The organism is Pseudomonas asturiensis (assembly GCF_900143095.1).
Lineage (GTDB): Bacteria > Pseudomonadota > Gammaproteobacteria > Pseudomonadales > Pseudomonadaceae > Aquipseudomonas > Aquipseudomonas asturiensis.
In genome coordinates this window covers 197,724-218,181 of sequence record NZ_FRDA01000009.1, presented here as the reverse complement: position 1 = coordinate 218,181, position 20,458 = coordinate 197,724, and the positions used below count along the sequence as shown (strand labels likewise).

Here is a 20,458-nt window from a genome sequence, read left to right as displayed (position 1 = left end):
TCGCGCCAGCCCAGGGTTCGTCTAAATCCAGGGTAAAACACAAGCAAACCACCAAATCCGAAAACCGGCACATCATCTGCGAGCTTCGCTCGCGATAATTGCAACACCGAGCCGGTTCAAGCCTTGATCCTGAAATTTGTTGAGCCATAAGCGTCCGGCCATTACGCCTTGCGTGATCAAACGGGCACCCACCTGTGCGGCAACAGCTCGGTAATCTTACTCGCCCGCTGCGTCGGCAGGCGTGTAAGAACATCCTTCAAGTAAGCATACGGATCATGCCCGTTGAGCCGCGCCGACTGGATCAAACTCATGATCGCCGCCGCACGTTTGCCGCTGCGTAACGAGCCCGCGAACAGCCAGTTCGAGCGCCCAAGAGCCCACGGCCGGATTTGATTCTCGCACCAGTTATTATCGATGGGCACAGCTCCGTCATCGAGATAGCGCGTCAGCGCTATCCAGCGTTTGAGGCTGTAATCCAACGCTTTGGCGATGGCCGATCCCTCAGGCACCAGCTGCCTCTGGGCGATCATCCAGGTATGAAGTGCATCGATGATCGGCGCTGCTTTGTCCTGCCGTATTCGCTGCCGGATACCCGGTTCCAACTCGCGTGCCTCTCGTTCAACTTCGTACAAGGCCGCTATGTAGTGCAGTGCTTTTTCAGCGATCTGGCTCTTGTTGGTCGCGTGCAGATCGAAGAACTTGCGGCGCGCATGGGCCATACAGCCGATTTCCGTAACGCCCAGTTCAAAGCCTGCCTTGTAGCCAGCGAAGTCATCGCAGACCAGCTTGCCGTTCCAGTGGCCGAGGAAATTTCGAGCATGTTCGCCAGCACGGCTCGGACTGAAGTCATAAACGACCGCAGCAAGTTCAGAGAACTGGCTGGTGGCATAAGCCCAGACGTAAGCGCGATGAGTTTTCTTCGCGCTAGGCGTCAGCATCTGTACCGGAGTTTCGTCGGCGTGGACGACGCCGTGCGTCAGCACGGCTTCGCGCAGCGCATCGACTAGCGGCTGGAGTTGCACGCCGCAGTTGCCTACCCATTGCGCCAGAGTCGAACGGGCGATGGACAACCCGGCACGGCCAAAAATTTTCTCCTGCCGATACAGCGGTAGATGGTCAGCGAACTTGGCCACCATGACGTGGGCGAGCAGGCCTGCTGTCGGGATACCCTTGTCGATGACGTGCGCCGGTACCGGTGCCTGGATCAGCGTTTCGCATTGTTCACAGACCCATTTCCCACGGATGTGGCGCTCGACGGTGAACACGCCTGGTGTGTAGTCGAGCTTTTCGCTGGCATCTTCACCGACGCGCTTGAGGGCACAGCCGCATTGGCAGTGGCTGTTGTCCGGCTCGTGATGGATCAGCGTGCGTGGAAATTGCGGTGGCAGCGGTGCGCGCTTGGGTTGCTGGCGCACTTTGGCTCCGACAGCTGCCGGTTGCAGTGCCTCAAGCTCCGCTTCGATAGCGGCGATATCCGTATCGATCAAGTCGTCAAGCAGGCTGGCCTGATCCGGACTTAGCTGCTCGCTGCGCTTGGCAAACTTGAAGCGCTTGAGCAGCGCGATCTCGTGGGCCAGCTTCTCGTTGACCGATTTTTGATGGGTGATTTGCTTGTCCATTGTCTCGACGCGCTGGATCAACTGCGCCGCCAGGGCACGCAGTTGTTCAGGGTTTAATTGATCGAGATTTGGATGCGAAGTCATGCAGCCGATTTTGTCAGAGAGGGCTGGTGACGACGATAGGCTGATGGGCCAATTGCGCTGGCAAGCGCGCCATGGCAAGTGTTAAAGCATCGAGATGATTCCGCCTGCACCGACGCGCTGCCAAGGTAACCCGAGCACCAAGGCCTGAAGTTGCTCGGCGTCCAACTCAACTTCGGAGCCGTGCCGCGCACCCGGCCACAAGAAGCGTCCTTGATTCAAACGCCGGGCGGCAAGCCAAATACCCACGCCGTCATGCACCAGTACTTTCATGCGATTAGCGCGGCGGTTGGCGAACAGATAAGCACAGTGCGGCTTCGCCGCACCGAACACCGCCACAACTCGTGCCAGCGCGGTATCAGTGCCGGCCCGCATGTCCATGGGGTCGGTGGCGAGCCAGATGAAGTCGATGCGGATCATCGCAGCAGGTCTCGCAGGAAAGCGGAACACGCCGCTGCATGTTCTGCCGGCCAACTCACAACGACTACGCCTTTTGAATGAGGCACTTCGATTCGAATCGTGGACGGAAGAACTTGAAGTGCCCCCGCCGACGACAATGCCTTGACCGGAATAAAGGCAGTTTGCAGCGCTATGTTTTTCTGCGCATGCATCCGAATCCATTTATGGACGAGGTTGGCGTTAAGGTTGTGGGTCAATGCGACATTGGCAATTGACGTGTCAGGCTGCGCACATTCGGCAATGATCTGGGCCTTGAAGGTTTTGGAATAGGAACGGCGTTCTTGTGGCATGGGCGTCCGCTTAAAAAGGCTAAAAATGGTGTCCACTTAAATTTAGGTGGACACCATCGCCTCAAGCGACGGTGCTAGGAAGGTGTGTTGCCCGGACGGTTACGAATTTGCTAAGCCGTAGAAAACTAAATAACGCGTTGACAACCGCGTCCGCATTTTCCATTCTCATTGTCATGTACCGCTGACGTTGTCAGCAACATGCCCGGGTAGTCAGGATCTCATGACTACGATGCGCTCCGCGCATTGATCCAACCAAAAGTTCGCAAAGCTTCCGGAGGCGCGAACGATCGGTGTTTTTAACGCCGATGGATGCAAATTAAACGCGTCACTCACCCAGCGGGGAATCACTCCCCTCTCGGGCGGTGTTCTCCGCAATTTTCACTGGAGAAACACCATGAGTACAGCAAGCTTACGTTTTGGCGCTATGGTCGGTACTGCATTGCGTGAATGCATCCGTGCGGTCAACCAAAGGCCAAAACCTGCAACAGTCGATGTGGTAATAGCGCAGTGCAGGATAATGCCTGAACCTGCAATGACCCACGACGAGTGCGAAAACTACTGCAGCGTGCCAGCCATAGTGCGTCGCAAAGGGATCAATCTTCGTGATTGGTATGAGGCTAATACGCAAGAGGCTCAGACCAAACCGGTGAAGAAAGCCCGTAAATCTCGCGCATCGAAGGTGCCTGAGACGTCCAAAAAGCACAATGCTGAACCAGCAGTTAAGGCCCCTGTCATGGGTTCGTTGGACCAGCTCATTGCTTGATACTCCCCCTACTCCGACAAGCCCCTCATTCATTGAGGGGCTTTTTTCATTAGGAGGGTTGACAAGCGAATCTCCCTTAAAGGATTCTAAAGCCATGTACCGCTGACGTTGTCAGCAACATGCCCGAGGTAGTCTGGATTTCATGACTACGATGCGTTTTACGCATTAATCCAACCCCCAGTTCGCAAAGCATTCGGAAGCGCGAACGGTTGACCAGTTTATTTGGTTGATGGATGCATAATGATTCTCTCACCCCATCGGGACCTTTCCCGTAGGGTTGGTCTCGTGCCAAGCAGGAGACCTTCATGAAAAGCAGTATTGCGCTGTACCAAGCATTGATTTCGATTGATGTTGAGGAAAAACGCGCCGCTGCAGTCGTCGATGCTCTGGAGTCGGATATGCAAACGCAACTCGCGACAAAAGCCGACATCGACAATCTCGAGTCTCGACTCGAACTGAAGCTCACCATTCGTATGGCTGTCATGCTGACTGCTGCCGTAGGCGTTATGCTTACTGCGTTCAGATTCATGCATTGATTGTCGTAAAATTTCGCTTTACCACCCATGCGGGGAATACCTTCCCCTTGGGCGAAGTGTATCTCCGCTTTGAACACTCAAAACTGGAGATACATCATGAGCAACTCTACCAACGAAACCAAATACTTCGACCTGCACACCGTCGGCATTGGCTATCTCAACCGCATTCGTGAAGTGAAGCCTCGTAAGGGAGACCCTTTCATGGCCGTCACCATTGCCGCCCTCAAAGGCAGCACAGACTCGGTTGAGTACTCATACATCGATTGCAACGTGGTGGGTGCTGAAGCTGACAAGCTGATTCGCCGTTGCCAGGAAGCTGTCGCTGCCGAGAAGAAGGTTCTTGTCTCATTCCGGATTGGCGATCTCTGGGCCGATGTTTTTACCTACAGCAATGGTCCTAAGCAAGGCCAACCAGGTGTCAGCCTCAAAGGCCGTCTCTTGTACCTTGCCTGGATCAAAGTTGAAGGTGAATACGTTTATCAGGCTCCGCAGAAAGAAGAAGCACCTGCCTCTTCTGGAAGCTCAGTGTCGGAAGCTACCCCAGTAGCTCAATCCGAGGCATCTGCCTCTAGCGAACCAACTGATGTAGCTACGCCAGCTGCTACTCCTTCTAAAGCGAAACCGGTCAAACCGGCTCGCGCTGCACGAGGAGTGAAACAAGCCGCTTGATAGCACCTTTACTACCTCAAGGCGCCCTGCAGGCGCCTTTTCTTTTCTCCACTACGCAGGTAACGACTTCATGAAATTCGCCATCGCTACACTCGTATTTTTAGTGCTCAGCATCTTTTTTCTCGAATGTGGACAACAGCTCTCCACTCAACTGATGACTCAGATAGGCGCGGGAGGACTCGTAGCCACTTTGCTTGCAATGATGGGAGTTGTAATCACTTCTTGACGCAAAAAGTCTACCTTCCCCTTAAGGCCCTCACCCTAAGGGACCGGGGCTCGTATATTGGAGTCCCGTTATGGATAGCAATCCTGAAAGATTGACCTTGCGACTTGAGCTGGCCCTGCTAATTTCAAAAGCACGGACTCAAGACAGTATTCATCAACAAGCTCTAAACAAAGATACCCCGCCGGATCGTTCTTCCAGCTTATATTGGCAGGATGTACTGGACAAGCTCGAAGACCTGGCCCTCATGGACCACGCTGAGAGCTTTACACCGGATCAGAGCTCTTATATCGAAGATGCAGTAATTCTGAACTCTTACTGGACTCTCAGGGGCTGGCACAGAGAGGGTTAACTCATCCTCTGTAACAGAAAGACTCTAACCAAACATATTCAAGAACGAAAACCAACCTGACCGGGTAATTCACCTCCCGGTCGGGCCAGGTGGTTACCCGCACCTGGAGAACTAACATGTCCAACGCCATAAACCACTTGTCACCCACTTTGCTGAAGCTGCCTGTGGTGCTGACTCCCTCCGCTTGGAACGAATCAGTCCACTTGAAGGCTGCATCGCATATTTCAGAAGTAGGCATTCGTCTCGGAGAAGTCGTACTTGAAGCGTACCGTGAACTCCACCTGCAGCCTGATGAAACGGAGATAGAATTCGGTATCTATCGTTTCGCACCTGACAGTGACAGCTCATCAGGGCGTGAATGGCTGGAGCTGAAACTCCATCGCATTGACGCAGTACACGGTAATTCGTACCTGTGTATTTCGCTGAGAGATGAAAAGCCCCTCTATCTTTGCTGACTCAGTTGGCAACCTGCAACCACGAACAAGCCCGAGTATTCGGGCTTTTTTTCATCGGGCATCCGAGTGTGTCGCCAGCCCGAGCAATGCGGAGTAGCTCATGATCAACCTGCCCGGCTATCTGGCCATACGCACAATCAACGGTCGTAACGGCGAATTCAACGTCGGAAGGCTTTCAACGTCAATCGGCGAGTTCGTCATCAAGGACGCTTTGCTGGACCAGTATCAAGAGGGAAAATATCGAGGTGATTTTGCTATTACCGAGATTCGCCCTTCTTACTACACCAATGGCGGCAGACTGGTAGTAGAAATCCGCGCCAGGCTGGACAGCATGTCGTTGGAGGACGTGGCCAACCTCAGTGCAGATGAAGCTGAACGGCTCTCAAACCATGAAACAGACCCAATAGACGAAGAGCTTTCGGGAGGTTCACCTCCAGCCAAAGCTCGACGCGCTGTTCCCACAGTGTCCAAGAGTCCAACTCATGATGACAGCGACGCACCGTTCGGTATGGCGAAAGCCACACCGAAATCGGATACCTCTCTGGCACCTGACGTTGAGCTGTTTGGCACGATCTGGCCAATTGGGAATTCAGTCCGGTTGGACACAACCGTGGATCGCCAGCGGTTACGGCAACAGTGTGTTCGACTCGGCGAGCTCGGCTACGAACTCGATTTCAAGCAACAGACCTGGAAGCTACGCAATCTGTAACGCAATCTGGACCTTGTAACTATCTATTTGCCCGCCCTTGAGGACTCCCTCATGGGTGCTCCTCACACTTACAGGAGCATCACATGAACCCAGTTTTCAAAACCCTTACTAAAGCGATTCTGGAGAACGTTGAGGATCAGCTCGCCAACAACGAGGATGTGCACGACGGCGAGTTGTGGGACTTCATGGTGGAGGAGCTCGGCCTTACTGGCGAGCAAGCTGACGCCGCCGTGGCCCTTCGACCGCTCTATCGTTGCGAGATCTACCTCACCGGCCAAAGCCCGCTGTATCAGCCAAACAGCATCTCGTTCGACCCCCGTGAGAAGAAACTAGTCTCTCTTGAGCCTTTCAGCTTCGACCAGGTAATAGCTGTATACCGGATCCTCTTGCAGGGTAGACCAGGCTATCGGCTCAAACTAGGTAGCCACTGGGCAGCGGGATTGAATCCCGAAGGCCAGTTGTACTGCACCCAGCTGGATCCCAGCGACCCCGACGCCGTTTTTGAGGTGTTTGAATTTGCCCACGACGCATGGGTTGATGGTCACTGGCAGTGTGAAACGAAAGAGCAAACACGTTCAGCCATCGATACACCTGTCTTCATTAAATAAACACACTAAATCCTGAGGGGCTTCTTCGCCCTCTGGGCAGGTGCCCCTCCTCATCGGAGGTTGTCATGCCCGACCGCACACAGTTGTTCCACATTGAAGAATGCCCTGAACTTTACGTTGACGCGTGCGTCTGCGACGAAAAACGGAACCTGATCTTCCTATCGGCATGGGGTCGCGATACGGCCATGCAGGAGTTCCTGGCCAGGCTAACACTCGGTAGTGCCGAGAATGGCCTAGATCAGTTCCACATTGTCATGAATGAACAGCGTATTCCGGTCTTCCCTGAAGCGGAGCTGTTGGAAAAACGTACCACACGCCAGCTTCGCGGAACGCTTTTCGGCAGCCTGCTGCACTTATGGCTTTTCGATCAGCGCTGCGCGCAGCCAGATCGAGCAAACCACTATGCGTATGCACTAATTGAGAAAAGCCAGCAGCCTTTCCATAGGCTGTGGCCACTGGTAGTTGACACCTGCCCGCTTCCCTTTCTCCCACATTGGCGTGAGCCGGTGATGTCCGTACTTACCGCGCACAACATGCTGCATCAGCTACCAGGTGCTATTGGCTCGGTGACTGCCTGGCGCTTATGCCTGCAGCTGGACGTACTCGAAAAAGCCTTAGGCGAACTCATTCGCGAAGGAAAACTCACCACTGAAGTGACGGCGTAGCTCTGCACCTAACCGACCAAGGAGTTGACCATGGCTTTGATGTTTCCACGGCTTGCCCGTAACTTTGCACGCAACGGCTACTACCCGACTGACGAACTGACGCTAGAACGCACTCTGCAGGCGTTGGTGCCAGCTTCCTCGGGACGGATGCGGATTCTCGATCCGTGTTCAGGTGAAGGAGTGGCTTTGGCTGAGGTTGCACACCAATTGGAGCGCAACCGAACCGAGGCCTATGCCGTTGAGTACGACAGAGAGCGTGCTGAACACTCGAAAACCTTGCTTGACCGAGTGCTGCAGGGTGACCTGATGGACACTATGATCTCTCGACAGTCCTTCGGACTGCTCTGGCTCAACCCTCCTTACGGCGACCTGGTAGCTGACCACTCTGGCGCATCACAGTACCAGGGCAACGGGCGCAGAAGGCTTGAGAAGGCGTTCTACCAACGATCGCTGCCGTTGCTGCAGTACGGAGGAGTGATGGTATTCATCGTTCCCCACTACGTGCTGGACGACGAGCTATGCGGCTGGCTGACCAATCACTTTACCGGGCTGCGGATCTGCGCTGCAGTGGACCGTACTTTCAAACAGGTCGTTATATTCGGGATCAGGGTCCGGCGCCAGGATCTGGCAAGGCCTCGGGAAGTGGCTGCGATGCGTGAGCATTTGCGGGCAATCGGATCCGGGGATCAAGCTGCTGACCTGCTACCGGTCACTTGGCCATGGGAGCAATACGCTGTCCTGCCGATCACCAATGAACTGGAACACTTCTACCGAATCACTCTTGAACCAGAGCAATTCAGTGAAGAGGTTCTCCGTCTAAGAGGTCTGTGGACTGATTTCACGCTGCATTTTGGCCAGTCAGGGGTTCAACCGCGACCTCCTGTCAAAGCGCTTTCCCGATGGCACTTAGCGTTAGCACTCGCAGCGGGAGCAATCACAGGTGTGGTCACTTCACGGTCAGGACGTGTCTTGGTGCTCAAAGGGGACACATACAAGGATAAGGTACCCAAGACCGAGTTCACCGAGGATGAAGATGGCAACGTCTTTGAGACAAGGATCATGACAGATCGTTTTGTGCCCAGGATTCGGGCATGGGATATGACGCCAGGCTCGAGCACTCAAGGATGTGCATTGACCATAAGCTCGGCGACCAGCAAACAGCTTGAACCAGAGCAGCAGGAAACAAACCCGGAACCGGTTCCGCCATCGGCGCTGTTCGACTCCGGCCGCCTGTACTTATCTACGAAGGTGAAAAATCTTGTAGACCAACGGATGCTGGAGGTCACCCCCTTCCTAGATCGCCACAAATCGGGCGACTGGGGCGACATCCCGCAAGAACACCGTGACAGGAATCAACAATCCCTGTCCTCCGACGGACACATCTGCTCCAGTTACGCAGTTGATGTAGCTGGGGAAACCAAGCTCTGGGTCCTGACCAGCCAGATACGCCGTGCGACGAGCATTCTGTTCCCAGCGGAGTATCCGACCTAGATCGTCACCCGAGCTTTAAACCAACCCGCAGGGTATGCCCAGTACCCTTCGTGGTGTCGTGCATGCCCTGTTTCAACCCTATGTGGAGAAACACCATGAACGACCTGACTTTGAAACAAACATCGAGCCAACCTCAAACCGATGCTTTAAGCATTGGACTAACAGAGTTCATAGAAGAATTCGGCGATGAACTACTAGAGTCTCTAAACCGATCTAACCCCCCGGTGTATGTCGGCACGGATGATCCTGCTCGGCAACGAGTGATGTACGGTCTAAAACGACAGCCGTTCCCTGCCCAAGCCCAAGTGGTCGGGGCAATTGCCGCGCTTTTGCTCGATCGGAATGAGCAGGCTGGCATCATCAATGCCGAGATGGGTACGGGCAAAACGATGATGGCCATCGCGCTCGCTGCAGTCATGCATGGAGCGGGTTATCGCCGGACGATGGTCATCGCGCCTCCGCATCTGGTCTACAAGTGGCGGCGCGAGATTCTCGAAACCATCCCTGACGCTCGTGTATGGGTGCTCAATGGACCGGATACCCTGGTCAAGCTGCTGAAGCTGCGCGATAAGTTGGACGATACCGACGACGGACGTCAGGAGTTTTTCATTCTCGGCCGTGTGCGGATGCGTATGGGATTCCACTGGCGCCTAGCGTTTTGGCAACGGCGTGCCGGCAGCGGAAGGAGCCTTGCAGCGTGTCCAGATTGTGGACGTCTGCTCCAGGACCAGGAAGGCAATCTGATAACCGCTGAGGAATTTCATCGAGAAGAGCGACGTCGACGTTGCGACCACTGTGATGCTGCTTTATGGACGCTGATGCGACCGGGCAAATCGGATGGCGGCAGCCGTCGCAACACGATCCTTAAGTCGATGTGTCGCATCCCTACAATCGGACCTGTTCGTGCAGAACGGCTTTTGTCTGACTTCGGCGAAGACTTTCTCGCCTCGATGCTTCTGGACAATGTCTCTGAGTTCATCAATCTGATGGACGCCAAAGGCAATTTCATCTTCAGCGACCGCCAGGCCAAGCGCATGGAGCGTGCGATGGCCAACATCGAGTTCGGGTTCGGCGAGGGGGGTTACCAACCCACCGAGTTCATCAAGCGCTACCTACCTGATGGGTGTTTCGACCTACTGGTGGTGGACGAAGGGCATGAATACAAAAACAGTGGATCGGCACAAGGTCAGGCTATGGGCGTGCTCGCAGCCAAAGCACGAAAGACTGTGCTGCTGACCGGCACTCTAATGGGCGGCTATGCAGACGATCTGTTCTACCTTCTGTTCCGGATCCTCACCAGACGTATGATCGAGGACGGCTATCAACCCAACGCGCGAGGAAGCATGGCGCCGGCGGCCATGTCTTTTATGCGGGATCACGGGGTATTGAAGGATATCTATACCGAGCGAGATGGCAGTTCTCACAAGACGGCCAAAGGCAAGAAACTCTCTGTGCGGACGGTCAAAGCACCGGGCTTCGGCCCGAAAGGCATTCATCGCTTCGTTCTACCCTTCACTGTGTTTCTGAAACTCAAGGATATCGGCGGCAACGTACTACCCGATTACCGGGAGGAGTTCATTGACGTACCGATGTCTCCAAACCAGGAGGCGGCTCACCTTAAACTTGCCCAGACATTGACCATCGAGCTTCGTCAGGCACTTGCTCGCAGAGACACCACGCTGTTAGGGGTGGTGTTGAACGTGCTACTGGCATGGCCGGACTGCTGCTTTCGACCTGAGGTGGTGAAGCATCCTCGTTCCAGAGAAACGTTGGCTTTCGTGCCATCGATATTTGAAGACGATGAGCTCATGCCTAAAGAACAGGCCCTTCTGGACCTATGTCTTGCTGAAAAAGCCCGAAACCGCAGGGTTCTGGCCTACTCGGTTTATACGGGCACCAGAGACACCACAAGTCGCATGAAGCGGGTGCTTGAACAATCGGGACTGAAGGTGGCAGTGCTGCGTGCATCGGTGGACACCGCCAGGCGCGAGGACTGGATCCTTGACCAGGTTGATCGAGGCGTCGACGTACTGATCGCCAACCCGGAGCTCGTAAAAACAGGTCTGGATCTGCTCGACTTTCCGACCATTGCATTCATGCAGACGGGTTACAACGTCTACACGGTGCAGCAGGCGGCGAGACGATCATGGAGGATCGGGCAGAAGCAGGACGTCAGGGTGATCTTTTTCGGCTACATCGGAAGCTCACAGATCACCTGTCTGCAGCTGATGGCGAAGAAGATCGCCGTATCACAGAGCACTTCAGGAGAGGTTCCAGAGTCTGGTCTGGACTCATTGAACCAGGACGGTGATTCCGTAGAGATGGCACTCGCCAGACAACTTATCAACGCTTGAACAGGGCCACCCTTGGGTGGCCTTTTTTTGCGTACTGACATTGTAATAGGACCGCACCATACCTGGCCCTTGTAAAGGTTCAATTCTAAACATGGCGAGGTGAAAGCGAATATTCGTCCGATCTACCTATTGATCCCTCTGAGCACTGGAACATTGGAAGGTGCAGTGATGTGCATTTAACTTTTTATGTATAACGTAAATAACGCTGCCCCCCCCCTAAAAAAATAAGACGTTAGCCACATATCATCATGTGAACAGAGACATGAGCCACAGCGCTGGCGACACCCCTCAGTATTAGGGCTATTTGCTTTTATGTCGACTTAAGGCATTATGATCTACATCCCCGTGGACACCGAGGTCTTGCAGAGTTCGTCTTTACGGCTAAACTGTTTAATATCGCATTCTTTACATCGCTGGAGACGTTCTATGACTGCAATTGCCGCCTTTAAGATCAGTGAATGCCCTGTGGTGTTCGGAGATCTCCTGATAACAGGAGAGGCCAAAACGAGACAAAAGGCAGGATTACCCACTATCGGAGATGCCCATGAAGTCTTTGGTGATTCAGGTTGGGCGATCAAAGGGCTTAGTCAGAAAGTTGTGATCATCAACAATAATTGTGCTTTGGCTTGGTCTGGAAGCTACATGGCCGCTAGAGTCGCAATTTCCGAGCTTCGAGAGATGTCGAATAGCGCTCCTCTGACGGCTGACGGCGTTAGAGCGTTTTTATCTTCGCATCCAGACATCATAAAGCATGGTGCCTCATTCATTGGCTATGTATTCGAGCAAGAGTGCAGGAAGATCAAGCAATTTCGTCATGATGCCGAGATCTATAACTCTACTACGTTTGGGCGCATGATGATTCAGGGCTCAGGGGCCGGTGCAATAAAAGAACTTTCAGATATGTTTAGCTCAACTCGCATGCGCGAGACAGGCCAAGTCGATGCGAAAAAAAAAGCGCTGTCAGCATGCCTTGCAATGGCAGGAATGCTGTTAAACGCAGAGCTTCGAGGAGGCGCCTCAGCAAACAATCTTCACTCAATGTTCGGAGGCGGATACGAGGTGGCTGTATTCTCAGATGGTGCATTCAGAAAAGTCGGAGATCTGACCTTTTTGATTTGGACTGCAAGATCCACCAGCTCTGGTACTGAGCTGACCATGCCTCATATGATAGTAAAGCAAGCTTATGCTGGCGACAATCTACTGATCCGAAGCGTCAGAGTAGATAACAATAGCGGCCAAGCTGTTATTCTCGACGAACAATGCCACATCATTAAGCCTATGTACGAAAGCGACGAATATGTAGACGAAAATATATTTTCGGAAATCTCTTACAACTCACCTTTGCTTTGTCACTGCGTTTTGGTTGAAGATGAAAACTCAAAATTTCACACAATTTACACTCGCGTACAACTGTCCACCTCAAACTCACCAATCCAATTCAATGAAGAAGATGAAAGACTCGTGATTAGCTTTGAACAGAATTTCCTTCAAAATATAGCGCGCAGCTTGCAAGAAGCTCTTTCCCCTTCCTGATTAGCTATCCAAATTATGGGGAACCTCTAAAGCCCCAAGGGCACAAGATGAAGCCGCATGCCCCTGTCGCCTTCAGGCTGAGAAGATCACCATCTACGCCGCCAGTTGCGAATCTCTTCTTCCTGCTTTTCCCGCTCCTCTCTCTCTTTCCGGGATTGTTTGAGGTGGTGATGCAAAGCATTCCCATCACCCTGACACAAAGCCTGGAGTGCCCATGACGCTCGGTCGTCGAAGATCCGTTTCAGTCGATCAATGAAAGCTTCATCAAAAAAATTGGCCTCAATTTCATAGCCCACATGGGCAAAGTGGTTGATTCGAATCAACCTGGCGCCATGGAGAAAGGAATACCTCCAGTCACGATCCAACAACGCCCTGTCCCTAATACACCAGCCAAAATCCTGGCGCATGAATTGATTCTCAACGATGCTGGCCAGAAGCCTTTGTGGATGCATATAAAGGCTGCGCACGGCACAAAGCCAATCCGATAAATGCCCGGCGAGTCCTGGCTCCTTTGTCGAGTCGACTTCCACAAGACTCAGTATGTCCTTAATAACGCTGGCCTTAAAGGCGGAACTGAAGGTCGTAGCCTGCGCATCAAGCTTTGGCCTATAGGGTCCACGCATCATCATGGCTTCGCCCAAAGGATGCACCTTCCCAAGCGTATAGCGGTCATCGCCGTTTAGGCGAAAGTGATGTTTTTCGCAGGTCAAGGCGACATGCCGGGTGTCACCGAAGGTACTCACGTCGCTGTCTTCGTCAATCACGTTGTAAATCGCAGACAGACCTCCTGCAACCTTATCGCCCACCACAACAGGCTGGGAACAGCCCGGTTTTTCGCAAAGTCCACCTGACCGGTAAAAGATGGCTTTGACTGAAGCCGGATGAAAGGCTCCATCTCTATAGCGTGTATCGCTGCCCGTCCATCCAAGTCCGGCTGACCGCACGCTGTAAGGGTCTTCAGTAGGGCCAACCGCCAACGAAAGAACCGAGGCTATTGGGTGAAGCGCATTCTGATCGCCAAGGGTTTCCATCCGAATCCCCTTCGTTCCGAGCTTTAGGACATTCTTGACCTCAGGTCTATTCCTGACCAGTTCCATCATCATTGGGAAAGTCATCAAGATGATACTTTCATCCAAGTAGAGTCGATCGATCAGATCCTGATGAGCCCTAGTTCTTGGCATTTCACTGCCTACAACCAGCATGTAGCTTATTTCGATTATCGCCAGAGGAGTCACAGAGCCATCCGGTGAAAAAATTGGGAGTGGATAGCCTTCAAACAAGGGTTTTAAGTTGCAGAGAAGGCACTTTCTCATGACGTCATGCCGAAGGGTGTCTTTCCAACCTTTCACCTGGTTTACGGCTGCTTCGGCTTCGCTCCTAAGCCTGTATTGGCTCAAAAGCTTGTCATGAAAGACCGCTTTGGAGGATTTTTCAATTTCGACCAGGGTGATCTTCACAATCGGGCCCTGCACACTTATATAAACGAAATCAGTGATCAGGTGCGAAGGCAGGGGCAGTTTGTTGAGCAGAGATTTGAGGTACAAGCCGCCAGCAAAAAGCTCGGGCGTGTGGAGCAAGAAAGGGTGCTTGACGATCATGTCGTGCAACGCTTGCTCCTTGACGCCCTCCTGGCGTGGCTTTTGAGAAGACGGTGCTTTTTTACGAGCCACATTCTTCTCTCGATTCTGGCTTTTCTGCCCTTTCAGGGTGATCGGATTGCGCAGTGTTGGCGTGGATTCAGGGCAGATCTGATCTGATATCTTGCTGCGAAATGAGACAGGAATCAGCATGGATTCAAATTCATCCATAGCCTGGCGGTGGTCTATAACAGGGCTCATGGCAATCCTCCGGGTCGCAATTAGATGTTCTAACTATCGACAGGCGAGCCGTCAACCATAAGTCCCTTTGCTCGGCTATTTCTTGGTAGCGGAAGCCTGCACAATCTAAGGCAACCTGCGCAGCTCGGCAGTGGCAAGCCGGTGGTATACGGGGCCGCGTCTATCCAGCCCTAGTATGGGTGGTCAACTCCATGCAATTACGAAACAGGTCGGCGCTACCCTTGCAAACGCTCCCGAATTCGCGGTAGCGGGTTCTCGAACGTAAACCCATCCCAATCGAAAAACGGTTTGGTACTGCTTCCGATCATAGCTTTTGCGAACCTGCCTCACATCCTGAGTGAGGTCATCCATGAAGCTGTCATTTTCGCGCGCTGCCACCCTGCGGACACTGCTACTGGTCGCTGCGTTCAGCGTCTGTGCCTATCAGCAATGGCAGATAATCCATCTCAAAACCGGGCTCCAATCCGTCGCCGATTTGGACACCGTCAATGCGATCACACAACGTATAAATGGTGTAGATGACCGGCTTGATGCAGTCGGGCAACTCAAACCAGTGACGGCTGAAGATTTCAGAGCTGGCCAGCAGGCCCTCTCGAATCGGATTGATGCGGTCCAGGCGCTTATCAAGCAAGTCCAGCAGGCGTCCCACGAAGCGGCCCAAGAGGCGGCCTCAATACAGGAAGTCGTTGTAATGGGCGCTCGGATCGAGGAGCTGCAGACGAAACTGCAGGATCTGCGAGCAGCCAAAGCAACAGCGCATCAGTTGGCAGTGACGCCGAAGCCAAAGGCTACGCCCCCTACCCGTAAAGCCACTGCACAAACTAAAGCTGCTGAGCCTCCACCGCCCTTTTCGGTTGTTGGGGTGGAGTACCGAGGTGGGGAGCGCTTTCTGTCAGTCGCGCCACCTGGCAGCACGCAGCTGAGCCAACTGAACCTGGTACGACCTGGGGACATGGTTGCCGGAAGCAACTGGCAGCTCAGCAGTCTGGACGAATCTCGTGCCTTGTTCAGCATTAACGGGTCCCCTCGCATCCTTCCCCTGCGTCCTTAGAGGTTTATATGCCCAGTTACAACCTGCGAATACTGGCCCTGATGGGGCTCAGCATGTTGACGCCATTGAGCGTCGCCGTCGCGGCGACCAGCGCATCCTCCCAAGCCAACAGCCAAGAGCACCAGAGCGCAACCTATGACAGCCAGCCACGATCCAGCGACGAGATCCTGGCTAGGGACTGGAACCTCAGCCCACAGGAGTGGCAGCGTTATCAAGCCATCATGCAAAGCTCAAGAGGGGTCTACTCCCCAGGACTTGACCCCTTGAGCGCGTTAGGTATCGAAGCCCGTAGTGACGAAGAGCGCCGCCGGTATGCAGAACTGCAGGTCAAAGCCGAAGCGCAGCGCACCGCCAAGGAACTGGCCTATCAACGAGAATACGACCAGGCATTCCAACGCCTTTATCCAAATCTAATGCCCATCGCCAGTGGAGCGTCTCAAGCATCTGCTGCCACCCAAGCCAACCAAGGTAACGGACGTCTGGCCGTGTTTGTGAAAGACGGCTGTCCGGAATGCTCGATACGAGTAAAGGCCCTTCAGGCTCAGAAGCAGCCGTTTGACGTCTACATGGTGGGTAGCCAGAACGACGATGAGCGAATTCGCAACTGGGCGATTGTCTCGGGAATCGACCCTACGAATGTCAGAACCCGACAAATCACCCTCAACCATGACGGTGGACGTTGGCTTGGCCTGAGCTTGGGTGGCGAGTTACCGGCCGTTGTGCGAGAGGTGAATGGACAATGGCTACGTCAGTGACGTGGGCAGGCCTTGCCCTACTATGCTTCGCGCTGACAAGCCACGCAGCCGAGCTTCCTCCACCGGCTTATCAGTTGGCTGCCCAAGCCGCGAGCATTCCTTCGGAAGTGCTCTACTCAGTGGCGCTGCAGGAAAGCGGGGCGAAGTTGCGTGGACAACTTGTGCCATGGCCCTGGACATTGAATGTCGCCGGCGCGGGTTACCGTTTTGCAACCCGCGCAGACGCTTGCACCGCCCTACTCATAGCGCTGGTTCAGACAGGCCCTAAGCGTGTCGACGTGGGTCTGGGACAGGTGAACATGGGCTGGAACGGCCATCGTTTCAATTCCAGCAACCCGTGCGACTCGCTCAATCCCTACAAGAACCTGGAAGTGACTGCACAGATCCTGGCTGAACAGCGAGAGCTTGGCGGTGACTGGATCACCGTTGCCGGACGCTATCACCGGCCTGCAGGCGGCGCTCCAGCCGCCAATTACCGTAAGGCCTTTGCCAAACATCTCAGCCGGGTAACCGGCATCCAAATGCTGGTGACCAATCCATGACACGATCAGTGATCCTCGGCACAGCGCTGTGCCTGCCATTTATGATCTGCCAAGCCGCAGAACTCATCGTAGTTGAAGACAAAGGTGGTGACTCAGCTTTGCCTTACTATCGATCGCTCAACCCCGAGCCATCCTCTTCTGTCTCAAATGACCTGACCTCACAACTGGATCCTGTAGCAGCACAGGGATTGCCGGTACGCACCACTCGAATGACTCCAGGGACGGTTCAGGGCCGAATCATCAACGCGCCAGACCTGCAGCCATTATTCCTGATCGGGGACGATGAAACATCACGCCGATGGATCCAAGAACGCGGCGTGGCGCTTGAACAGATGCAGGCCGTAGGTCTGGTGGTCAACGTGACTACGCCAGAGCGACTTGCCGTCGTAAGGAGCTGGTTGCCGAACACGCTGGTATCCCCCGCCTCTGGTGATGACCTGTCTCAACGACTCGGCCTAAACCACTACCCAGTGTTGATCACCCCAACTGCCATCGAGCAATAGGAGGTTGGGTTATGGCTCACGAATACGCCATTGAATCTTTACTCAGACCTGCTGTAGAGCTCTACACCGTTTACGTGTGCGTCGCAGGTGCTTTCTGTTGCGTATTCGCCCCTTGGGCTTTCGCGCTCACACCTTTGTTCGGCATGGTGACTTCGGTGGGCTTCTTGGCCTTAGGATGCGTGCGACTGAAACAGGCTTGGCACGTCCTGCGCTACAGGCGGAACATTCGTCGCCTACCCCACTACACGATGACCAGTAAAGAGGTACCGGTAAGCAACCACCGTCTTTTCATCGGTCTTGGTTTCCGTTGGCAGCAACGGCACACGCAGCGGCTCATGGACACTTACCTTCCCAAATACTCCAGCTATGTTGAAGCAACCTCCCTGTTTAGAGCAGCTCGACGCTTTGAAGAACGCGCGGAGTTCGCGCCCTACGTCGTCAGACTCCTAGCTAGGGCAACCTCATGGGACGTGCCCATCAACCCTGTGCGTCCACTTCCCCCGGTCGGCGGCCTGCCACGACTGCACGGCATCGAGCCATTTGAGGAAAACGTATCGCTGCCACTGGGTGAGCGTGTTGGCCATTCACTGGTCTTGGGCACGACACGTGTGGGCAAGACCCGACTGGCTGAGTTGTTCATCACCCAAGACATTCGTCGCAAAAAGCACGGTCAGCACGAGGTCGTAATTGTCTTCGATCCGAAGGGTGATGCAGATCTGCTAAAGCGGATGTACCTGGAAGCGAAACGCGCCGGCCGTCTAAACGAATTTTATGTGTTCCATCTGGGCTGGCCGGATCACTCGGCGCGTTACAACGCTGTGGGCCGATTTGGGAGGATCTCGGAAGTCGCTACACGGATTGCCGGACAGCTCTCCGGCGAAGGCAACTCCGCGGCGTTCCGCGAGTTCGCCTGGCGCTTCGTGAACATCATAGCCAGGGCACTCGTTGCATTGGGCCGTCGGCCAGACTATCTGCAAATCCAGCAACACGTGATCAACATCGAAGGCATCTTTCTGGAGTACGCGAAGAAATACTTTGATGAGTTTGATCCAAAGGCTTGGGAAATCATCGTCGCCATCGAGGGCAAGCTCAACGATAAAAACATACCGTTCAACATGAAGGGGCGACCGCTTCGCGTGGTGGCCATCGATCAATACCTGTCTCAGACTCGAGTAGCAGATCCGGTCATGGATGGATTGCGCAGCGCCGTCCGCTACGACAAGACCTACTTCGACAAGATCGTCGCCTCCCTGCTTCCACTGCTGGAGAAACTGACGACGGGAAGGATGGCGGAGCTGATCTCGCCTGATTACCAGGACGTGAACGATCCGCGACCAATCTTCGACTGGATGCAAGTGGTTCGCAAAAAGGCCGTGGTCTACATCGGTCTGGACGCCTTGTCAGACACTGAGGTTGCCGCGGCCGTCGGCAACTCGATGTTTTCGGATCTGGTGTCTGTTGCCGGCCATATTTACAAGTTCGGTGTCGACGACGGACTACCGGGCGGCGTTCCTGGAACCAAGGTGCCTATCAACCTCCACGCCGACGAATTCAACGAGCTGATGGGTGAAGAATTCATTCCGATGATCAACAAGGGCGGCGGTGCCGGCATGCAGGTGACTGCCTACACACAGACCATGAGCGATATCGAGGCGAAGATCGGCAACAAAGCTAAAGCGGGCCAAGTGATCGGTAACTTCAACAATGTGTTCATGCTCCGCGTCCGCGAAACGTCCACCGCAGAGCTACTGACCAATCAGTTGCCCAAGGTCCAGGTGTTTACCTCTACACCCGCCAGCTCGGCCACGGACTCAGCATCGGGAAACACAGCATTCACATCCGCAAGTCACGATCAAGTCCAACAGGTAAGCGTTCCAATGATCGAGCCCGCCCACGTTGTCGGCCTGCCGAAGGGGCAGTGCTTTGCACTCATGGAAGGGGGCAACCTCTGGAAAGTGAGGATGCCACTGCCCGGACATGACCCTGACGAGGAGATGCCGGCGGACCTGCAGGCGCTTGCAGAAAGCATGCGACAGACCTACCAAGTGGGTAAGGTCGACGATACCGGATGGTGGTCAGCGCCTGGGTATCAAACGCTCAACGAGTCATTACCTGCGGACCTGCTCGACGACTTCAAGAAGATTGCTGTGACAACTGAGGACGCAGCATGAGCTTAGAGGCGTTAATCGTCCAGGAGGTCAGCTGACATGGCAGACGTGGCTGATCGTGCGAAACAGCAGCAGGACCAAGAACAGTCGTTCATTGGATCACTGTTTACCCTTCCCTTCAGATTCGCTGCTGTGATGTTTTTGTCCTTGGGCGGAGCGATCATCGTTGAATGGATCTGCATGTACTTCTTCTGGCCGGAGGCAGGTTGGCAGCATGCCCGGGCAATGCTCGACCATGAATTGAGTTGGCTTTCCAAAGGCTTTCTGCAGAGCGTGGTAGTCCAGGAGCCAGGCCGGACCGCCACATGGTTGGTGCAATCCACTTATGACTGGCTGGTGATTAAAACGGGACTTCAGGATTGGGTTCACCGCACTGCTGGTTACGCACAGAGCGGGCAGGCGCCCCGTGGGTTTGATATGCGATACATGCTCGGCGTAGGGGTAGGCAAATTTGAGGATTATGGCCTTGCGGCGCTCTATACGACGCTGGTGTTCTGCGTGCGGCTGGTGATCCTTACCCTCGCCGTCCCTCTTTTCATAATGACCGCGTTCGTCGGGTTCGTGGATGGACTGGTCCGCAGAGATCTGCGCCGATTTGGAGCAGGTCGCGAGTCCAGCTATCTCTATCACAAAGCCCGGGCCACGATGATGCCGCTGGTGATCATTCCGTGGAGCCTCTACCTGGCTTTGCCTTTTAGCGTGAGTCCGCTGCTCGTCCTCTTACCGTGCGCGGCACTGCTCGGCCTTGCCGTCAGCATCACTGCCTCCAGCTTCAAAAAATACCTATAGGTGCG

At 54.2% G+C, this 20,458-nt stretch carries 22 protein-coding genes; 18 read left to right on the top strand and 4 right to left on the bottom strand.

Annotated elements, in window-relative coordinates; all coding sequences use genetic code 11:
- Positions 1-176 precede the first annotated feature (176 nt).
- From tnpC to tnpA, 3 genes are all read right to left on the bottom strand, one after another.
- The gene (tnpC, locus tag BUB69_RS17470) at positions 177-1,703 is read right to left on the bottom strand and encodes an IS66 family transposase (protein WP_073168906.1); all 1,527 of its coding nucleotides are present in this window, start codon (positions 1,701-1,703) and stop codon (positions 177-179) included.
- Between the two features lie 81 nt (positions 1,704-1,784).
- The gene (tnpB, locus tag BUB69_RS29155; RefSeq protein WP_073168904.1) at positions 1,785-2,120 is read right to left on the bottom strand and encodes an IS66 family insertion sequence element accessory protein TnpB; all 336 of its coding nucleotides are present in this window, start codon (positions 2,118-2,120) and stop codon (positions 1,785-1,787) included.
- Positions 2,117-2,449 carry an IS66-like element accessory protein TnpA gene (gene tnpA, locus BUB69_RS17460; RefSeq protein ID WP_073168900.1) on the bottom strand — a complete coding sequence of 111 codons (333 nt, stop codon included), beginning with the start codon at positions 2,447-2,449 and terminating at the stop codon, positions 2,117-2,119. The genes tnpB and tnpA overlap by 4 nt, the downstream gene beginning before the upstream one ends.
- Before the next feature lie 394 nt (positions 2,450-2,843).
- Between tnpA and BUB69_RS17455 the strand changes: the two genes are divergently transcribed.
- The 12 genes from BUB69_RS17455 to BUB69_RS17405 all read left to right on the top strand — a co-directional run bounded on the left by BUB69_RS17455 (position 2,844) and on the right by BUB69_RS17405 (position 12,807).
- Positions 2,844-3,212: a hypothetical protein gene (locus BUB69_RS17455; RefSeq protein WP_073168898.1), complete on the top strand. Its 369-nt coding sequence runs from the start codon at positions 2,844-2,846 to the stop codon at positions 3,210-3,212.
- Between the two features lie 305 nt (positions 3,213-3,517).
- Positions 3,518-3,748 carry a hypothetical protein gene (locus tag BUB69_RS28915; RefSeq protein WP_004662782.1) on the top strand — a complete coding sequence of 77 codons (231 nt, stop codon included), beginning with the start codon at positions 3,518-3,520 and terminating at the stop codon, positions 3,746-3,748.
- Between the two features lie 96 nt (positions 3,749-3,844).
- The gene (locus tag BUB69_RS17445; protein ID WP_073168896.1) at positions 3,845-4,417 is read left to right on the top strand and encodes an STY4534 family ICE replication protein; all 573 of its coding nucleotides are present in this window, start codon (positions 3,845-3,847) and stop codon (positions 4,415-4,417) included.
- Positions 4,418-4,487: 70 nt separating this feature from the next.
- Entirely contained in the window at positions 4,488-4,643 is a 156-nt protein-coding gene (locus BUB69_RS28910; RefSeq protein ID WP_175561763.1) for a hypothetical protein, read from the top strand.
- Between the two features lie 70 nt (positions 4,644-4,713).
- Complete coding sequence (locus BUB69_RS17440) at positions 4,714-4,992, top strand: hypothetical protein (protein ID WP_073168893.1); 279 nt, start codon at positions 4,714-4,716, stop codon at positions 4,990-4,992.
- Positions 4,993-5,108: 116 nt separating this feature from the next.
- Positions 5,109-5,447: a hypothetical protein gene (locus BUB69_RS17435; protein ID WP_175561762.1), complete on the top strand. Its 339-nt coding sequence runs from the start codon at positions 5,109-5,111 to the stop codon at positions 5,445-5,447.
- Positions 5,448-5,547: 100 nt separating this feature from the next.
- Positions 5,548-6,156, top strand: coding sequence for a DUF3275 family protein (locus BUB69_RS17430; protein ID WP_073168889.1), 609 nt, complete (start codon positions 5,548-5,550; stop codon positions 6,154-6,156).
- Positions 6,157-6,239: 83 nt separating this feature from the next.
- Positions 6,240-6,764: a hypothetical protein gene (locus BUB69_RS17425; protein ID WP_073168887.1), complete on the top strand. Its 525-nt coding sequence runs from the start codon at positions 6,240-6,242 to the stop codon at positions 6,762-6,764.
- Positions 6,765-6,829: 65 nt separating this feature from the next.
- The gene (locus tag BUB69_RS17420) at positions 6,830-7,429 is read left to right on the top strand and encodes a hypothetical protein (protein WP_073168885.1); all 600 of its coding nucleotides are present in this window, start codon (positions 6,830-6,832) and stop codon (positions 7,427-7,429) included.
- Positions 7,430-7,459: 30 nt separating this feature from the next.
- On the top strand, positions 7,460-8,920 hold the full coding sequence (locus tag BUB69_RS17415; protein ID WP_073168882.1) for a DUF6094 domain-containing protein: 1,461 nt from the start codon (positions 7,460-7,462) through the stop codon (positions 8,918-8,920).
- Positions 8,921-9,015: 95 nt separating this feature from the next.
- The gene (locus tag BUB69_RS17410; RefSeq protein WP_073168879.1) at positions 9,016-11,274 is read left to right on the top strand and encodes a DEAD/DEAH box helicase; all 2,259 of its coding nucleotides are present in this window, start codon (positions 9,016-9,018) and stop codon (positions 11,272-11,274) included.
- A gap of 426 nt (positions 11,275-11,700) precedes the next feature.
- Positions 11,701-12,807 (top strand): hypothetical protein, encoded by a 1,107-nt coding sequence (locus BUB69_RS17405; protein WP_073168877.1) that lies wholly within the window; start codon positions 11,701-11,703, stop codon positions 12,805-12,807.
- Between the two features lie 86 nt (positions 12,808-12,893).
- On the opposite strand, the gene BUB69_RS17400 is transcribed toward BUB69_RS17405, so the two are convergent.
- Entirely contained in the window at positions 12,894-14,645 is a 1,752-nt protein-coding gene (locus tag BUB69_RS17400; protein ID WP_073168874.1) for a Shedu anti-phage system protein SduA domain-containing protein, read from the bottom strand.
- Positions 14,646-14,994: 349 nt separating this feature from the next.
- On the opposite strand from BUB69_RS17400, the gene BUB69_RS17395 reads away from it, so the two are divergent.
- The 6 genes from BUB69_RS17395 to BUB69_RS17370 are packed head-to-tail and all read left to right on the top strand — an operon-like array spanning position 14,995 to position 20,453.
- Positions 14,995-15,696 carry a hypothetical protein gene (locus tag BUB69_RS17395; protein ID WP_425439378.1) on the top strand — a complete coding sequence of 234 codons (702 nt, stop codon included), beginning with the start codon at positions 14,995-14,997 and terminating at the stop codon, positions 15,694-15,696.
- Positions 15,697-15,704: 8 nt separating this feature from the next.
- Positions 15,705-16,451, top strand: coding sequence for a TIGR03759 family integrating conjugative element protein (locus BUB69_RS17390; RefSeq protein ID WP_073168870.1), 747 nt, complete (start codon positions 15,705-15,707; stop codon positions 16,449-16,451).
- Positions 16,436-16,993 (top strand): lysozyme family protein, encoded by a 558-nt coding sequence (locus BUB69_RS17385; protein ID WP_073168868.1) that lies wholly within the window; start codon positions 16,436-16,438, stop codon positions 16,991-16,993. The genes BUB69_RS17390 and BUB69_RS17385 overlap by 16 nt, the downstream gene beginning before the upstream one ends.
- Complete coding sequence (locus BUB69_RS17380) at positions 16,990-17,496, top strand: integrating conjugative element protein (RefSeq protein ID WP_073168866.1); 507 nt, start codon at positions 16,990-16,992, stop codon at positions 17,494-17,496. Before BUB69_RS17385 ends, BUB69_RS17380 begins: the two co-directional genes overlap by 4 nt.
- Positions 17,497-17,507: 11 nt before the next feature.
- On the top strand, positions 17,508-19,667 hold the full coding sequence (gene traD / locus BUB69_RS17375; protein WP_073168864.1) for a type IV conjugative transfer system coupling protein TraD: 2,160 nt from the start codon (positions 17,508-17,510) through the stop codon (positions 19,665-19,667).
- 36 nt (positions 19,668-19,703) lie between these two features.
- Positions 19,704-20,453 carry a TIGR03747 family integrating conjugative element membrane protein gene (locus BUB69_RS17370; RefSeq protein WP_073168862.1) on the top strand — a complete coding sequence of 250 codons (750 nt, stop codon included), beginning with the start codon at positions 19,704-19,706 and terminating at the stop codon, positions 20,451-20,453.
- Positions 20,454-20,458 lie beyond the last annotated feature (5 nt).

What these genes read in the sequence shown, in the direction of transcription:
- tnpC (WP_073168906.1), bottom strand. Translation starts at nt 1,703, where the DNA reads ATGACTTCGCATCCAAATCTCGATCAATTAAACCCTGAACAACTGCGT.
- tnpB (WP_073168904.1), bottom strand. Translation starts at nt 2,120, where the DNA reads ATGATCCGCATCGACTTCATCTGGCTCGCCACCGACCCCATGGACATG.
- tnpA (WP_073168900.1), bottom strand. Translation starts at nt 2,449, where the DNA reads ATGCCACAAGAACGCCGTTCCTATTCCAAAACCTTCAAGGCCCAGATC.
- BUB69_RS17455 (WP_073168898.1), top strand. Translation starts at nt 2,844, where the DNA reads ATGAGTACAGCAAGCTTACGTTTTGGCGCTATGGTCGGTACTGCATTG.
- BUB69_RS28915 (WP_004662782.1), top strand. Translation starts at nt 3,518, where the DNA reads ATGAAAAGCAGTATTGCGCTGTACCAAGCATTGATTTCGATTGATGTT.
- BUB69_RS17445 (WP_073168896.1), top strand. Translation starts at nt 3,845, where the DNA reads ATGAGCAACTCTACCAACGAAACCAAATACTTCGACCTGCACACCGTC.
- BUB69_RS28910 (WP_175561763.1), top strand. Translation starts at nt 4,488, where the DNA reads ATGAAATTCGCCATCGCTACACTCGTATTTTTAGTGCTCAGCATCTTT.
- BUB69_RS17440 (WP_073168893.1), top strand. Translation starts at nt 4,714, where the DNA reads ATGGATAGCAATCCTGAAAGATTGACCTTGCGACTTGAGCTGGCCCTG.
- BUB69_RS17435 (WP_175561762.1), top strand. Translation starts at nt 5,109, where the DNA reads ATGTCCAACGCCATAAACCACTTGTCACCCACTTTGCTGAAGCTGCCT.
- BUB69_RS17430 (WP_073168889.1), top strand. Translation starts at nt 5,548, where the DNA reads ATGATCAACCTGCCCGGCTATCTGGCCATACGCACAATCAACGGTCGT.
- BUB69_RS17425 (WP_073168887.1), top strand. Translation starts at nt 6,240, where the DNA reads ATGAACCCAGTTTTCAAAACCCTTACTAAAGCGATTCTGGAGAACGTT.
- BUB69_RS17420 (WP_073168885.1), top strand. Translation starts at nt 6,830, where the DNA reads ATGCCCGACCGCACACAGTTGTTCCACATTGAAGAATGCCCTGAACTT.
- BUB69_RS17415 (WP_073168882.1), top strand. Translation starts at nt 7,460, where the DNA reads ATGGCTTTGATGTTTCCACGGCTTGCCCGTAACTTTGCACGCAACGGC.
- BUB69_RS17410 (WP_073168879.1), top strand. Translation starts at nt 9,016, where the DNA reads ATGAACGACCTGACTTTGAAACAAACATCGAGCCAACCTCAAACCGAT.
- BUB69_RS17405 (WP_073168877.1), top strand. Translation starts at nt 11,701, where the DNA reads ATGACTGCAATTGCCGCCTTTAAGATCAGTGAATGCCCTGTGGTGTTC.
- BUB69_RS17400 (WP_073168874.1), bottom strand. Translation starts at nt 14,645, where the DNA reads ATGAGCCCTGTTATAGACCACCGCCAGGCTATGGATGAATTTGAATCC.
- BUB69_RS17395 (WP_425439378.1), top strand. Translation starts at nt 14,995, where the DNA reads ATGAAGCTGTCATTTTCGCGCGCTGCCACCCTGCGGACACTGCTACTG.
- BUB69_RS17390 (WP_073168870.1), top strand. Translation starts at nt 15,705, where the DNA reads ATGCCCAGTTACAACCTGCGAATACTGGCCCTGATGGGGCTCAGCATG.
- BUB69_RS17385 (WP_073168868.1), top strand. Translation starts at nt 16,436, where the DNA reads ATGGCTACGTCAGTGACGTGGGCAGGCCTTGCCCTACTATGCTTCGCG.
- BUB69_RS17380 (WP_073168866.1), top strand. Translation starts at nt 16,990, where the DNA reads ATGACACGATCAGTGATCCTCGGCACAGCGCTGTGCCTGCCATTTATG.
- traD (WP_073168864.1), top strand. Translation starts at nt 17,508, where the DNA reads ATGGCTCACGAATACGCCATTGAATCTTTACTCAGACCTGCTGTAGAG.
- BUB69_RS17370 (WP_073168862.1), top strand. Translation starts at nt 19,704, where the DNA reads ATGGCAGACGTGGCTGATCGTGCGAAACAGCAGCAGGACCAAGAACAG.